We start from the raw sequence: 14,543 nt of genomic DNA, 5'->3' as shown, positions 1-14,543 counted from the left end.
GTTTGCTCCGCTATTTTAATTAATACTTGGCGTATTGATTCCTCATTTCTGAAACTTCTTCAATGATGTCATCAACATCTAAAACCATTTCCATCATGCCAATTTGCTCTTCAAAAACATCTGGGTCGACAATTTCTTTAAATTCTGGCTCTACTGCGTGGTATACAGCTAATCCTAGCCGTTTATTGGTCAATGGACCGGCATACGTAGGGTCTCCGTTCGTCACAGTTTCGGCAGCTAACCCTGCTGCTTCTCCTTCAGCTGCGCCAATCAGAACAACTACGTTCTCTGGGCCGAAGTTTTCTACTGCTTCATTAACTCTACGTTGATTTTCCAAGTCCATTGCACCAGCGGCCGTTCAGACGAAACATTCTGTGGATGAGAATATTACTTCTGACCCGGTTCCCTCGATACAAGCTTCGATTGCTTGTCCGGGGATTCCGTCACGGTCGCCGATCACTAAGACTTTTTTATTTTTTAAATCTAAAGTCATTAGTATTTCCTCCCTATTTATCTTTTTAAACGCCTTTAGCAGACATTTTGTTAAAACCTAATTCATTCGTTGCACCGGTAATTGCCTGGATTTCAACTTCAATCGTGCCATCTTCCTTCAAGCTGCCGTCAAAGCCGCCTGCGATAACATCGACATAATCTAATTGTCCGATTAAGCGATCCATTTTTGGTAGCTGGATCGTTTCATTTGCGTTCCCGCCAGTCACTACGGCCGTTGCCAATTTGTCGGCGTCTGCTAAGGACTGACTAGCACCATCTCTACCTGCATATTCATCTGTTACAATGACTGTCTTAATGCCTTTTTCTTCGACCTTTTTACAATTCATGATCAAGTCTGTATCTGGATTGCCAAACCCTTCCTGAGAAATGATCACACCATCTAAGCCTAAATATTCACTTAGCTTCGCAACAAAATCACTAGAACGATGTTTATCCTTTAGATAAACTGTCTCATTGGTTACAATCAAACCTAAGAAATTAATTTCTTTTCCGTGCTGCTGATATAAATCCGCGATCACTGGATTATTCAAATGGTGATACGTGGTATTTTTATCACAGGCCGACACACAATTACCGCTGATAATTGCGCCATCCATCACCTCTGTCGGATAAAGGATCGTTGGCACGATGTGTTTCGCATCCGTTCCGTAGACATACGTATCATGAAGCAGTCCTTGCGTTTGCAACATATAAACGTAGCCAACCTTTGGCAAATCCGGATATTGTTGGATCTGCTCTAACAACGGCAGTGTTTCAAATGTTTCAAGCTGGTTGGGCTCAATTTTTTCACCTAGCTTACCGAGATAATCCGCCGTTTTTAATCCAGCAAATCGTGCGGCCTCTTCATACTGGTGGGGATCAAGTCCTTCTTGTGGTTTCAAGACTAAACAAATTTCGATTAGTTGTGAAAAAGGCGTGAGCTCCGCGCCAGGTCCTTGCATGTCGACGATTCCTTCTTGGAAACCGACGATTTTCCCCACCGTCATAACCGCGCAGCCTTTTAAGACATGGGTTCGGCCGCTACCTACGACATCGACTTTGTTGATGACTCCTGGGAAAATACCCGTGGCAGAATCTACTTTACATCTTGGTTCAATCACATCTTTAACCGGTGTGATCCTGAGACTGTCGCCGGGTTTGGCGATCTCAATCTCACAGTCAGATAATCGATCATCCTCTAAAACAATAGCTTTGATCTTTGCGGGATTGATTGATAATCGGCCCTGCTCAATTTTTTCATCTTCACTAAAAACCACATCTTTAATTTCAATATTGCCAATCTCGAGTTTCATTGACTCACCTCAGTTCTATTTAATAGCAAGTAGTCGAACACGTGTCACCTCCTATTCGGTCCAACGTACTTTGGGCGATATAAAAATCTACGAAAGCAAAATCTTGCAACACCCCTAAGGACCAGTTAGGTCGCTGCTTATTTTTTATAAATTTCTCGTAGACGGTTATCGCTGATTCCATATATTCTAAACTCTCTAGGTCGATGGACTGAGAGTTGGTCTCCGTTAAAAAAATTGTTTTATAATAGGTCTCATTAGGCTTGATACTTCCGCTTAGTGGATGGGATAACAAATACAGACGTTCATCAATTACTCGCTGCTTGACATAGTTCAAGACATCACCGTAAGAGCCTTCCACGAAATCAATGACTTTTTGCTGATTGATCTGTTCTTTGACCATTGGATTATTCGTCACGATAATCATTGGTTCCCCTCCTTATTGTTCAATAATTCACATGTATTTTGCGACTGGCTTTGCAAAAAAGTATTTACGTACCACAGCATAAAAAAGAGGACAACAACACCTTGTGCCGTTGTCCTCTGTCACTAGCCTGAGAGATTCCCCTTTTTCAAAGGTTGCTCCTTCGGCGCATTTCTGCTCTCCAGAGTTGCTTCCGCTTGCGGTCCATTTACCTGAGATGTTCACTATGAAACCAGCATGTCCATAGCTTATACCTTCGGTGGCAATCACTGCTCTCTCCCGCAAGTTTCTTTTTTGTAAGCGTTTTCTATGATTAAATGTAACAATTCTGTCAGGGAAATGCAACCCAACTTTTGAACTATTTAATAAAAACAACTGTAATCATTCAAATGGCTTTATTCCCCAAAAGGAAATCCTTTGTTCACAAATAGAAGGAGCCATAAAATAACTACTCTTTCAAAATAATAATAAACTCCACAACAAATAGACTACCCCTATGCCTGAAAACAAACAGTTGACTGTTGCTTGATTCACTTCTATCAATTGTCATGAATCAGTCAAACCGATCAAAGTTTCTGGTTTAAAAATGGAACGAAATTTTGAGATCAGCTTGGTTAAATATATTTTTATTGGAAACAAGCGAGCTAACACCGTCTGCCATTCTTTTGCAGAAAAATAGCCCTCAAAATGGCAATAACAATGGCGCAGCACGCGCGTAGCAGTTGTCTTTAAAAAAAGCTGACGAACAAGTGGCCGCAAAACTTGAGAGAAATCTTCATTTCCCAGCGCGTCACGAATTTGAAGGGCAATCAATAGTTTAAGCAATGTCTTCGTATCTTGGGTCTCTTCATAATAATCAGTCAGACGTTTTTCCAGCGTTCTGCGCTTTAACTTAAATAATTGCTGAGCTGAAAAAGGCTGGACTACCATGTTTGCTCCTCCTTCTGACTAAAGATGACACTTGCACTATAAACGAATAAAAATCGGCTTGTCAATCGGACTTTGAGTGTCTTTCAGCACTTCACAAACAGTCAATAGGAACTTAACGTTACTTCTATTAATTTTTAATCCATTTTTTCTTATTTTAGTCGTTGAATATAAACAAAAAAATCTGGCGAGCACAAGGCGCACCAGGTCGAGTTTATTGGATCTTCTTCAATAGTCTTTTTAGCAATAGTTGTTCTTCCGCTTCAAGCTTCTGCGTCAACTGCGCTTCAAGATCTTGAAAAATCCTACGAATTTGTTTGATGGATTCCTCGCCTTTTTCGGTCAAAAATAAATTTTTCTGACGCTCATTGTTTTTAGGGATCTCACGGTAGATGTAGTCTTTTTTTTCCAACGTTTTCAAAATGTTCGTTATGGTGGCATCTTGTTTGCCTAAATAATGAGCAATTTTTTTCTGGATCACACCGGGATAATGAGAAATATAATTTAGCGTGCGGGCTTGGTGAGATGTGAGACCGATTTTTTTCAAACGTGTCTCGATGAATTCTTGCTGAACCAAGTTTGCTTGATAAATATTTTCGGAGAGATTGTCTTCATTTGTTTTCACTGGTTCCACCCCTTTATCATTATATTAGCACAGAAAAAATAAAAATACTTTTAAACACAACTATTTTATTGACAAATAAAAAAATCAGGCGTATGCTCCAATCAAAGTTGTAAATACAAGTTTTTATTTTAATTAAGAAAGTTGGAATGGATCATGAAAGAACGAATCGTGTTAATTACCGGCGGCAGTACTGGTTTAGGCTACACCGCTGCCAGTCGTTTAAAAAAAATGGGCTATCATGTCTACATCACCTCTCGCCAAGCAGCAAAAGCTGCCGCAGCCGCAAAGGAATTAGCTGTTTCCTACGTTGCCTTGGATGTCACCGATGAGGACTCAATCGAGCAGGCTGCTGAAACGATCAAAAAACAGGAAGGGCGGATCGATATCCTAATCAATAATGCGGGTATTCCAGGCGGCTACGGCAAGCCAGCAGAGATCGACGCGGCGATCATGCGCAACGTTTACGACACAAATGTTTTCGGTTTGGTCTCCGTGACGCATGCTTTTCTACCGCTGTTAGAACAGTCAGAACTCCCAGTAATCGTCAACGTCAGCAGCGGACTTGGTTCATTCGGTCAAGTATTGAACCCAGATAAGATCGAATCAAAGGTCAATGCTTTGGCCTACAGCTCATCAAAAGCCGCGGTTTCGATGCTGACTGTTCAGTATGCGAAAAGTCTGCCCAGTATGAAGATCAATGCGGTTGATCCCGGACCAACCAAGACCGGAGAAAATTTCAGCAACGGTATGCAAACAATGGAACAAGGCTCCGATGCCATCGTCAAATTAGCGACGATCGATAAAAAAGGACCGACTGGTGGCTTCTTCAACCGCGATGGCATCATTCCGTGGTAATCATTCCGGCGATCCCTTAGGCTGTTTTCTTTCTTAGTAGACTGAAGATAGAGAAAAGACAAGTTTTAGGAAAATGGTTGGTCCCCGTGCTATCATTAAAAGAAAAACGGGTGATTCCTATGACAGACAATCAAGACAAGCAACACTTTACGCTTTCAGAACTAGATAAAAATTTACGAGAGTTCATCTTAACGAAGGATAAAGAGTTGACGGCGGCAGACACAATTTCCTATAGCCGTTTATTGAATTTTCGATTTCAATACCTTAATCAGCAGATTCAAAAAGAAATATCGACATCAAAGCAATTTGATCACGAGTTGAAACATAAAATCCGTAAGGAGCAAGTCCAAATCAAAAATGTCAACGATGCGCTAAAAACCAAAGAAACCTTTGGTCAAAAAGTCGCCGATGGCATCGCGAAGTTTGGTGGCAGTTGGACCTTTATCATTATCTTTTTGTTAACACTTTTTGCTTGGATTGTCTTGAATACATTGCCGCTATTTTTCGATCCATTCGACAAATATCCTTTTATTTTATTGAATCTGGCCCTTTCCTGTTTAGCCGCAATCCAAGCACCAATCATTTTAATGAGCCAAAATCGGCAAGCCGATCGGGACCGGGTGGAAGCGGATAATGATTATGAAGTCAACGTCAAATCTGAAGTTGAGATCCACTTGCTCCACGAAAAAATCGACTATTTAATGGCAACGAAATGGCAGCACTTAGTCGAGTTGCAACAAGTTCAAATCGAACTGCTACAAGAACTGATAGATCAAAAAAAGATTGAAGATGAATAAGAAAAACTAAAAGTCGATGCGGGTCAGTCACTAGAATCCTAGTGACTGACCCGCATCGGTTATTTGTATTCTGCTAATTGCTCTTGAAACCACGCCAAATTAACTTGGTGATGCTGCCTAGAATTCTCCATCATTTTGAGAAAATTAGGTCGTAGTTGCTCTGCGGGATTTGCCAGCGCGACTTCAATCAAACGTATTTTTTCTTGTGTCTGAGCTATCTGACTCTCTAATAACTGAACCATCTGCTCTGGCGCCACTTGATCCTCAAATAATAACGGCGTATAAAATGGAAAAGTGATAGGCTCATTTTTTTTACCATAACGAAGAAATAGGCGCTTAAATTCTTTTTCCCCGGCGGTAGTCAAAGTATAACGATTCTTTTCTTTTTCCTCTTTCTGAGGCTCTGAGAAAACACGCTCGATCAGTCCTTTAGCTTCGAGCTGTTGGATATTATAGTAAAATGATCCCTTAGTAAACCGAACAAAATACTCAAAATAGTTGGCTTCCATCTTCGCCAATAATTCGTAGCCATAAGAAGCTGGCTGTTCCTTCAACAGACCTAAAATAAGCAATGGGATCATTGTACGGCTCCAAAGCGTTCCATAAATTGCTGAAAATCGATCTTTCCTAATGCAAAATCACGGCTCAACAAATAAATCTTTTCATTTTTCGTCGTTTCCCGCCCATAAATCTCAGCCAAACGGTCTTCTTCATCGGGCAAAGGATTAAGCACATTTTTCTGATTGGCAAAAGCTTCATAATAACGAAGGCCAAATTGTCGCTGTGACTTTGCGTCAATGTGGATGCCGTCCGGATTCGCTGTCAGCTTCTCTGCGCTGACTAGATAGCATTGATCCAGCTTAGCCACCACTTTAGCCATTTCTCGATTAATTTCTTTAAATTCCGTTGCACTTAGACCAAAACCTTGCTTACCTAGAAAATCAGGTAGCTGTCCGACGACGATTGGCAATTCCGGCAAAGCCAATTCCTGGCGAAAGTGCTCAAAAACCTGCGTTAGTTTTTCTTCATACTCTTTGTAACGTCCATTTAAACTATCATTTTCCCCCTGATGCCATAAAATTCCAATCAATTCGCTGGATTCCATCGCAAACTTAGCTTCTGTCAGTGCATGACGGGTTAATGGTTGATCCACTCTCCATTCATCAATGGCGCTCCCCCCCTCAGCACAAGGAATCAAACCAATTTTTTCTGTGGGGTGCGCTTGAGTCCATGCACTGGCAAAAGATACCGCCGGTCCCACTCCAGCCACTTCACGATCAAAATGAATCGGCTCGGCCATCATTTGCCACCGTCCATTGCGCAGCATCTCGATTCGTTCATTATAAATGGACGGAACGTCGGTTAAGTAGCCACGGCCTGCCATATTAGATTGACCAATCAGTAAGATTGATTTCATAGTCTCCACCTCAATTTCAATTATTTTTCTATCTTAGTCTAATTAGACTATGGTGTCAATTTTTTAGAATCTTGCTTACCTTTTTAACCTGTTTGTTTTTCTTCACCACGCAGGCGATTGGACGAAACGGGTTGATCACTTGCTGTGAACACTCTTATTTTATTTTTCACACTACCTTACTGCGAAAAGCCCGACTCGCAAAAACAGCCTTTCATTTGAAAGGCTGTTTCTCAAAGTTTTATCTTAAAATGGCTGCGACCTCACCGCTTTGTTTTTCACCAGTCTGAACGATTACCTGCTTGTCCTTTAATTCTGGTAAAACAACAACGATGACATTATCTTTTCCTTTTTCTGCAAGTACGGCCAAATCAACCTGGACTAAAGGATCACCAATTTTGATCTTTTGTCCTTCTGTTAGACTAGACTGAAATCCTTCACCTTGTAATTCAACGGTATCAATACCAATATGAAGTAACATTTCTTGTCCCCCTGTCGTTTCAAGGGCTACCGCGTGTAAGGTAGGAAAGATGGATTTTACCCGACCATTGATAGGTGAGTTGATTTCTCCGTTAGTTGGTTTAATCGCGAAACCTTCCCCCATCATCTTCTGACTAAAGACAGGATCATTAACCTCTGTTATTTCAATAACATTCCCAGAGACAGGCGCATGAAGCTCAAGCTTTTTATTAAATAGACCAAACATATTTTTTTCCTTTCTATTGCAAGATGCGTTACATTTTCCTTCGTGAAAAGGGAGTGCCTTTTTTTACCTATTCATAGTGTATAATGCATACGAAAGCTTTATTATTTTTATATGGGGTGTATAAATGGATTTAGAACTAGTAACTAAGGGAAAACGACTATCTGATAATGATCAGACGATCTTAACTTATTTAGTCACACATATTAATGAACTGGAAGGGGTTTCTTTAAGAAAGATTGCCGGAACACTCTATACTTCTCCAGCAACCATCGTGCGATTGGCACAAAAATTAGATTTTTCTGGTTATTTAGAGTTATTTTATTTTCTCAAGAATCAATACCAGCCGCAAAATCAATTGGTAGAAGCCACAGTGGATATTTCGATTCCTACTGAAAAAATAGCGCCGTCTATCCAGACGATGAAAAAAATCTATCAAGACAATCAGGAAAAATTTATCACGATTTATGCGACTGGTTTTTCCAGTATCATTGCTGAATACCTTTACAAAAAATTATTGGTGAATGGGATCAAAACCTTATTTGTAAATGCTGCTGATTCCGCGGGCATCATCAATAATAACGCTAATAATATCAGTATGTTGATCGTCATTTCAAAATCCGGTGAGACTCAAAAAGTGATTGAAAAGATGCACTTTTCTAAAGAACACCAAATCCCAACTATCTTATTCACCGGCAACAGCCACTCCCGAGCGACTGAAGCTGCCAGTATTATTTTTGAAGTCGCCGATGAACGTCCGGTTGATAGTCAAAATGTTACTTATAATAGCTTTTTTGGGAAACTATTACTGCTAATGGAATATATTGTTCAAGAATTTACGCATAAAAATCAATCAAAATAATGCTCCGCTAAATGTTTGTACGCTGCTTGTTGAAGGGGACCAGGTAAAAAGACTTGCTGTTGTTCTTTCTTCACCAGTTCCGGTTGTTCCAACAAATAATATAAGCCAAAAATCGGCTCATTTTCAGGGGCATAATAGCAGGGAGTGCCAAAAACCGTCGCTGCTAGTTGGGCCAATGCGGGAGTTTGAAAAAATCCGCCACTGACGGACAAGTCTTCATTTTTAGCGACTAATTGAACTAAGCGGCGAATGTTTAAAAGTACACCTTCAAGTACACTTCGTAAAAGCTCACTTCTGGTATGTTGCAAGGTCAAATCATAAAATCCACCTTTGATCTCATTGTCCCAATAAGGTGCCCGTTCCCCATTCAAATAGGGCCAAAAACGCAGTCCTCTGCTCCCTATCTCGGTTTCTACTAATACGTTTGGGATTGACGCATAAAAATCAAGTGGATCTAAAGACAACTGCTGAGCTGCCCAAGCAAGGACAATCCCACCATTATTTGAAGGCGCGCCACTAACCTTCAGCTCGCCATTTAAGTAATAGCAGAAATTTTGCTTGTCGTCGTCTAATTGATTGTCCGTAGTAATTTGTCGAACAGCGCCACTCGTACCGATGGTCAAACTGGCTCTGCGCCCGGTAGCATAATAACTAGCATAGGCCGCTAACGTTCCGTCACTTGCCCCAATGACCACCTGTAGCTCCGAAGAAAAGCCGAACAATTCTGCGATACTTGGCAGTAGCGTGAAAGTCTGATTTGTGTCTGCCAAATGGGCTAATTGATCCTCACGCATCCCCAAATAGCTCAAAATTTCTTGACTCCATTGTTTTTTACGTAAATCAAATAGCCCAGTAGCGGAAGCCGTACTATAGTCGATCACTGTTTCTCCGGTAAAGTACTTCATTAATATTTCTTTTAAGCCGGACCAATGAAGCTCTGCCGGGTATTTTTTAGCTTTTTGAAAATACAATAATTTCGCAAAGGGCGACATGGCATGGATCGGCGTCCCCGTCAGCTGATAAAAATGCTTGGCTGTTGCCTTTTCAACTTGCTTAAATTGCTCGATTACTCCCGCTGCCTGAAGATCCGACCAGAGAAAAATTTGGCCGCTATCGTCCTCTGGCATCAAACTATGCATCGCCGTACTGATACCAAGTTTCGTGATTCGTCGCCGCAACTCAAGAGGGATCGTCATGAGTCCCTCTTGCAATACAGCCAGCACCTGGTTTGCATCCTGGTATTTGACGATTTCATCGCCAGATGTTTCTACTGGGTGGTCATTCGTATATAGCAACTTATTTTTTTCAATAACGCCTAGTTTAATTGCGGTAGTCCCAACATCGATTCCTAAAAATACTGACAAGATCATTCATCCTTTACAAAGGCGTGTCCGCCAAACTGATTGCGCAATAATGCGACAAGTTTCTCACTTATCTTATCACAATCCTCTGAAGCAAAGCGCGTCATAAGTGATTGGGTAATGACTGGTAGATTGACTTTTAAGCGTAAAGCTTCCTCTACTGTCCATTTTCCTTCCCCTGATGATGGGATGACCCCGGCGATCGCTGTTAGATCTAATTCTTCTTGATATAAATTCCCCATTAATGCCATCAGCCATGAGCGGATAACCGATCCATGATTGAACACTTGTGCAACTTCCGCCATTTCATAATCGTAGGGGCTGTGATGCAGTAAATTAAAGCCCTCGGCAATCGCTTGCATCATCCCATATTCAATCCCATTGTGGACCATCTTTAGATAATGGCCACTACCAGCTTCGCCACAATACATGTATCCTTTTTCTACACAGATATCTGAAAATAATGATTGCAGCTGATCAAAGACTTGGATAGATCCACCTACCATCATGCAAGCCCCTGTTCTTGCTCCAGCCACCCCGCCAGAAGTTCCCACATCAATAAAATCGATGCCGCGTGCTTGGCAGAAAGAATAATTCGCTACACTGTCTTGATAATGTGAATTTCCTGCATCGATTACGATATCTCTTTCATGAAGCTGTTGGGCAATTTGTCTCACCATATCATTGGTTAATTTTCCAGCTGGCAGCATCAACCATACGATCTTTTGCTGTGAACCCGCTACCAATAACTCTGTCAGATCAGAATAAAAGGTTCCACCCAAATCAGTTAATTTTTCCGCAAGCTTGAGATCAACATCGAATCCGCGAACTTGATGCTGATGACTCAACAAATTTTCTGCGATTCCCATTCCCATTTTACCTAAGCCAACCATTGCAATTTCCATCTGATTCCTCCTACTGTCTTTAGAAAAAGAGATTGCAGCATCAGTTTATTTCATCCACTGTGCTACAATCCATTTTTCTAATGTAATTCTGGCCAAGCCTCGCCATTTTCACTAATCAAATCGTCCAATAATTCCTTTGCCACCTGTGCGCTAGGAACTGTTTTAGATAAAGTTAACGCTTGCCACATTTTTTGGTAGCTGTTCTCCACATAAGCCTCAACCACTAATTTTTCCACTGTGACTTGTTGGAACATCAACGCTTGTTGGAAGGCTGGAATTTGTCCTTGTGCCAACGCTTCCGGACCGTCTGTTCCTACAATACATGGAACTTCTACCATCGCATCATCAGGAAAGTTAGCAATTGCTCCATTGTTCTCTACGATCATGACCATCCGCTCATGGGTATTAAAGGCAATTGCCCGAGCCAGATCTACAATAAAAGTTGCATGAGCATCGATATCAAATGCGATTCCTTTGGCTGAACCATTCTCAATGATTTGACGGGCATGATCGAAAACGTGTTTTTCGCGCCCTGCCATAACTTCATTTGCCCGGGTAAACTCGGGATGATCTTTCATATGTTCAAAAACATAGTCTGGATATAAATAATATTTTAAATACGTATTCGGTAGATACTCTGGAGTTACTGCTAAAATATCTTTCGCCTTTTTATGGGTTTCTTGCCAGCTTGGATCCGTATGTTGCGTATCCACTTCGATTTGCGTTAAATAGCCGTGTTCAGAAACATAATCACGAATTTGCTCAATGTATTCATGCCCTTCGCGATCTTTGACACTAGTCCACCAGCCAAAGTGATTTAAACCGAAATAGCGAACTTCCAATTCTTCTGGTTTTTTTCCAACGATTTGCGACATTCGCCGCAACGTCCCGACAGGCATATCACAAATATTCAAGACTTTTGAATCTGGACGTAACACACGACAAGCTTCTGCTACGATTGCGGCCGGATTGGAATAATTCAACATCCAGCAATCTGGCGAGTATTTTTCCATATAATCGATAATCTCTAACATTCCTGTGATGCTGCGCATCCCATAAGCAATCCCACCAGGACCGCAAGTTTCCTGCCCAAATACCCCATGGCGTAGTGGAACCTTCTCGTCTTTTTCGCGCATGGCATACTTGCCGACACGAATATGAGCCATACAAAAATCAACATCACTAAACGCTGTTTCTGGATCTGTCGTATATAAAAACTCAATATCGGGCGCTTGTTCCTTTAGTAAAATTTCTAATGCTTCACCCAGTATTCCCTGGCGATCGCCATCGTTGTCATACAATTTCAATGTTTTCAAAGGAAAACGCTCTAAGTTGTCTAACATCATCATGACGATACCAGGGGTAAAGGTACTTCCACCACCGGCAATGACTACTGAAAATTTCTTCATAACTATTCGTCTCCTCCACTATCTCTACCTAAATATTTTTCTAATCGTTCTCGTACTTGGGGAACGGTCAAGCCATAGACCACATGGACATTCTCCCCGTTACTAATGACCCCTTTGGCTTGCGTTTGATCTTTTAATAATCCTTCGTTGACTAACGCTGGATCGGCCAATTTCAGGCGTAAACGAGTATAACAATTATCAATCGTTTTAATATTTTCTGCCCCGCCTAAGCCTTCCACAATCACGCCTGAAACTTGATCATCCGAAGTATTCACCGCCATTGCGCCATCTGCAGGAGCTTGAGCTTTTTTATCGTTGTATTCCTTTTTAGAATACAGCTTCGTTTCTTGATCGTCATCTTCTCTTCCGACTGTCTTAAAGTTGAATTTGACGATTAAGAATCGGAACACGAAATAATAAATAAAGAAGAACGCGACTCCTACTAATAAATAGATCGGCGAGCGAGTTTTCTCTGTTCCTAACGGGATATTGTACAGCAGGAAATCGATAAAGCCGTTTGGCCCAATTGCTCTTGAGCCAAAAATATTTAACACTACCATACTAAGTCCACTTAATGCGGAATGAATCACGAATAGTGCCGGTGCCACGAACATAAACGAAAATTCGATCGGCTCTGTAACTCCCGCAACAAACGAAGTGACTACTGCTGGAATCAAGATGGCTTTAACCTTGAACTTATTCTCTGGTTTGGCTGTCTGATACATTGCTAAGCAAGCACCAATTAAACCAAACATTTTGGAGATCCCTCGCGCGTCCCAAATGACACTCTGAGATAAAATTCGGACAGTCGGATCAGCGATTTCAGCAAAGTAAATATTCCGTGCGCCTTCAAATACTTGGCCGCCGACCTCTGCCACACCTCCGAGAGAAGTGTATAAAAACGGTGTATAAATCAAATGATGCAAGCCAGTTGGGATCAACAGACGCTCTAGAGAACCGTATAAGAAAATTCCGAAATTGCCAGTCTTTTGAATCACGCCGCCTAAACCATCGATCCCTTGCTGAACGATTGGCCAGACAAACGACAAAATAATTGCTGCCAATACTAATACAGGAATCAAAACAATAAAGACAAATCTTGCGCCACCATAAACTTGGAAGGCATTGTTAAAGGTCGTATCGATAAACCGATTGTGGATCAACGCAACAACTAATCCTAAGATGATTCCTAAGAAAACCCCCATATCAAGAACTTGAACACCTAAGACCAGTGCTTGTCCAGAGCCTTGTAATTGATCCGGAGCCACGAGCATCCCCCTTAGCTCCATAAACTTATTCATTGCGTATAAGAAAACTAAATAGCCTAATAATGCCGTAAATGCTGCCTCAGCCTTTTTCCTATTCGCAAGTCCTAAGGCAATCCCCACACAGAAAATCACTCCGAGGTTGGTTAAAACCGGCAACAAAGCTGCTGATAAAATGCTTCCAAAACCCATCGTGATCGGATTATCTAAAAAGCCAAACATTTCAATCAGCCGCGAATTCGTAAAGATATTTCCAATCGCAATCAAAATCCCGGCGATCGGCAAGATCAAAACGGGAACAAACATCGCTTTTGAAAATTTTTGCATGCTATCCATGATTTTCGCTTTCATCTTTCTTCTCTCCTTCTTTTATGATGTGTTCAGTATACGGTCACGAAATAAAAAAATATAGAGTTACCGCTTACAACTCAACCTGTTTCACAATTTGAAACAGGTTTCATCCCCAAACAATCCGCCGTCACAGCGCTTTTAAAACGAAATAGAGACTGTGCCAGCTCTGACTTTGGCACAGTCTCTATTTCTAGTATTCTTCCTATTCCTCTCGCCACTTCACCATGTATTCTCTGGCTGTCTCAGTGACTTTTTCATACTCTTGATCGGCGACTCCCTTAAATAAATTACCCCCAACACCAACCATTACAGCGCCCGCTTTCTTCCAATCCGATAAATTAGCTAGATTGATCCCACCCGTAGGCATCAGATTGATCTGAGGCAAAGGTGCTTGAACGGACTTAATAAATTGTGGATCAAAATTATTCGCTGGGAAAAGTTTGACGACTTCCGCCCCACTCATCATTGCCCGCTGCATCTCCGTGATAGTCATACAGCCGGGAAGATAGGGAACTTGGTATATGTTGCATAGTTCGGCCGTTGCTTGATCAAAACTAGGGCTAACGACAAATTCCGCCCCAGCCATAATCGCCAACCGAGCGGTCACGGCATCTAAAACGGTCCCCGCTCCAACCACTACCGCTTGTTCAGCTTGATAGATTTCCTTTAACTTGGCAATCACTTGATCGGCATTTGGAACCGAGAAAGTCACTTCAAGGCCGTGAATGCCTCCTTCAACTACCGCTTGGGCAGCTTTCAATGCACTTTCCGTATTGTTTTCTCGAATAACCGCCACCACGCCAGCGGCTTCTAACCGAGCAAGAATTTTATTTTTTTTCATTT

16 protein-coding genes and 2 riboswitches are annotated in these 14,543 nt (G+C 41.6%); of the genes, 3 read left to right on the top strand and 13 right to left on the bottom strand.

Going from position 1 to position 14,543, the window contains the following annotated elements; genetic code table 11:
* Window positions 1–19: 19 nt before the first annotated feature.
* From grdA to FFM67_RS06085, 5 genes are all read right to left on the bottom strand, one after another.
* Window positions 20–493: a glycine/sarcosine/betaine reductase complex selenoprotein A gene (grdA, locus tag FFM67_RS06105; protein WP_137613693.1), complete on the bottom strand. Its 474-nt coding sequence runs from the start codon at window positions 491–493 to the stop codon at window positions 20–22.
* 25 nt (window positions 494–518) lie between these two features.
* Window positions 519–1,805: a glycine/sarcosine/betaine reductase component B subunit gene (locus FFM67_RS06100; protein ID WP_137613692.1), complete on the bottom strand. Its 1,287-nt coding sequence runs from the start codon at window positions 1,803–1,805 to the stop codon at window positions 519–521.
* Between the two features lie 19 nt (window positions 1,806–1,824).
* Window positions 1,825–2,229 (bottom strand): GrdX family protein, encoded by a 405-nt coding sequence (locus FFM67_RS06095; protein WP_170177996.1) that lies wholly within the window; start codon window positions 2,227–2,229, stop codon window positions 1,825–1,827.
* Window positions 2,230–2,343: 114 nt separating this feature from the next.
* Window positions 2,344–2,413, bottom strand: a riboswitch (glycine riboswitch).
* A 3-nt stretch (window positions 2,414–2,416) separates the two neighbouring features.
* Window positions 2,417–2,518: riboswitch (glycine riboswitch) on the bottom strand.
* Between the two features lie 254 nt (window positions 2,519–2,772).
* The gene (locus tag FFM67_RS06090) at window positions 2,773–3,156 is read right to left on the bottom strand and encodes a hypothetical protein (RefSeq protein ID WP_137613691.1); all 384 of its coding nucleotides are present in this window, start codon (window positions 3,154–3,156) and stop codon (window positions 2,773–2,775) included.
* A 211-nt stretch (window positions 3,157–3,367) separates the two neighbouring features.
* The gene (locus FFM67_RS06085) at window positions 3,368–3,778 is read right to left on the bottom strand and encodes a MarR family winged helix-turn-helix transcriptional regulator (RefSeq protein ID WP_137613690.1); all 411 of its coding nucleotides are present in this window, start codon (window positions 3,776–3,778) and stop codon (window positions 3,368–3,370) included.
* A gap of 153 nt (window positions 3,779–3,931) precedes the next feature.
* Here FFM67_RS06085 and FFM67_RS06080 point away from each other — a divergent pair, with 153 nt between their 5' ends.
* Window positions 3,932–4,633 carry an SDR family NAD(P)-dependent oxidoreductase gene (locus tag FFM67_RS06080; protein ID WP_137613689.1) on the top strand — a complete coding sequence of 234 codons (702 nt, stop codon included), beginning with the start codon at window positions 3,932–3,934 and terminating at the stop codon, window positions 4,631–4,633.
* Window positions 4,634–4,752: 119 nt separating this feature from the next.
* On the top strand, window positions 4,753–5,430 hold the full coding sequence (locus FFM67_RS06075; protein ID WP_137613782.1) for a DUF1003 domain-containing protein: 678 nt from the start codon (window positions 4,753–4,755) through the stop codon (window positions 5,428–5,430).
* Window positions 5,431–5,489: 59 nt separating this feature from the next.
* On the opposite strand, the gene FFM67_RS06070 is transcribed toward FFM67_RS06075, so the two are convergent.
* The 3 genes from FFM67_RS06070 to FFM67_RS06060 all read right to left on the bottom strand — a co-directional run bounded on the left by FFM67_RS06070 (window position 5,490) and on the right by FFM67_RS06060 (window position 7,550).
* Window positions 5,490–6,011: a PadR family transcriptional regulator gene (locus FFM67_RS06070; protein WP_137613688.1), complete on the bottom strand. Its 522-nt coding sequence runs from the start codon at window positions 6,009–6,011 to the stop codon at window positions 5,490–5,492.
* Window positions 6,008–6,847: a sialate O-acetylesterase gene (locus FFM67_RS06065; protein ID WP_137613687.1), complete on the bottom strand. Its 840-nt coding sequence runs from the start codon at window positions 6,845–6,847 to the stop codon at window positions 6,008–6,010. The genes FFM67_RS06070 and FFM67_RS06065 overlap by 4 nt, the downstream gene beginning before the upstream one ends.
* 238 nt (window positions 6,848–7,085) lie before the next feature.
* Window positions 7,086–7,550: a PTS sugar transporter subunit IIA gene (locus FFM67_RS06060; RefSeq protein WP_137613686.1), complete on the bottom strand. Its 465-nt coding sequence runs from the start codon at window positions 7,548–7,550 to the stop codon at window positions 7,086–7,088.
* Window positions 7,551–7,674: 124 nt separating this feature from the next.
* Between FFM67_RS06060 and FFM67_RS06055 the strand changes: the two genes are divergently transcribed.
* Window positions 7,675–8,409, top strand: a complete 735-nt coding sequence (locus FFM67_RS06055) for a MurR/RpiR family transcriptional regulator (protein WP_137613685.1) — start codon at window positions 7,675–7,677, stop codon at window positions 8,407–8,409.
* Here the strand turns inward: FFM67_RS06055 and FFM67_RS06050 are convergent.
* From FFM67_RS06050 to FFM67_RS06030, 5 genes are all read right to left on the bottom strand, one after another.
* Window positions 8,397–9,779 (bottom strand): gluconokinase, encoded by a 1,383-nt coding sequence (locus FFM67_RS06050; RefSeq protein WP_137613684.1) that lies wholly within the window; start codon window positions 9,777–9,779, stop codon window positions 8,397–8,399. The genes FFM67_RS06055 and FFM67_RS06050 overlap by 13 nt on opposite strands.
* Window positions 9,776–10,675 (bottom strand): phosphogluconate dehydrogenase (NAD(+)-dependent, decarboxylating), encoded by a 900-nt coding sequence (gnd, locus tag FFM67_RS06045; protein ID WP_137613683.1) that lies wholly within the window; start codon window positions 10,673–10,675, stop codon window positions 9,776–9,778. Before gnd ends, FFM67_RS06050 begins: the two co-directional genes overlap by 4 nt.
* 77 nt (window positions 10,676–10,752) lie before the next feature.
* Entirely contained in the window at window positions 10,753–12,084 is a 1,332-nt protein-coding gene (locus FFM67_RS06040) for a 6-phospho-alpha-glucosidase (RefSeq protein WP_137613682.1), read from the bottom strand.
* A gap of 2 nt (window positions 12,085–12,086) precedes the next feature.
* Window positions 12,087–13,700, bottom strand: a complete 1,614-nt coding sequence (locus FFM67_RS06035) for a PTS transporter subunit EIIC (RefSeq protein WP_137613681.1) — start codon at window positions 13,698–13,700, stop codon at window positions 12,087–12,089.
* A 202-nt stretch (window positions 13,701–13,902) separates the two neighbouring features.
* On the bottom strand, window positions 13,903–14,541 hold the full coding sequence (locus tag FFM67_RS06030) for a bifunctional 2-keto-4-hydroxyglutarate aldolase/2-keto-3-deoxy-6-phosphogluconate aldolase (RefSeq protein ID WP_137613680.1): 639 nt from the start codon (window positions 14,539–14,541) through the stop codon (window positions 13,903–13,905).
* Window positions 14,542–14,543: the final 2 nt, after the last annotated feature.

Origin of the sequence: Enterococcus viikkiensis, assembly GCF_005405345.1 — a bacterium.
Lineage (GTDB): Bacteria > Bacillota > Bacilli > Lactobacillales > Enterococcaceae > Enterococcus_A > Enterococcus_A viikkiensis.
Note: the sequence above shows the minus strand (reverse complement) of the source record. Positions and strands in the feature narration are given on the sequence as shown.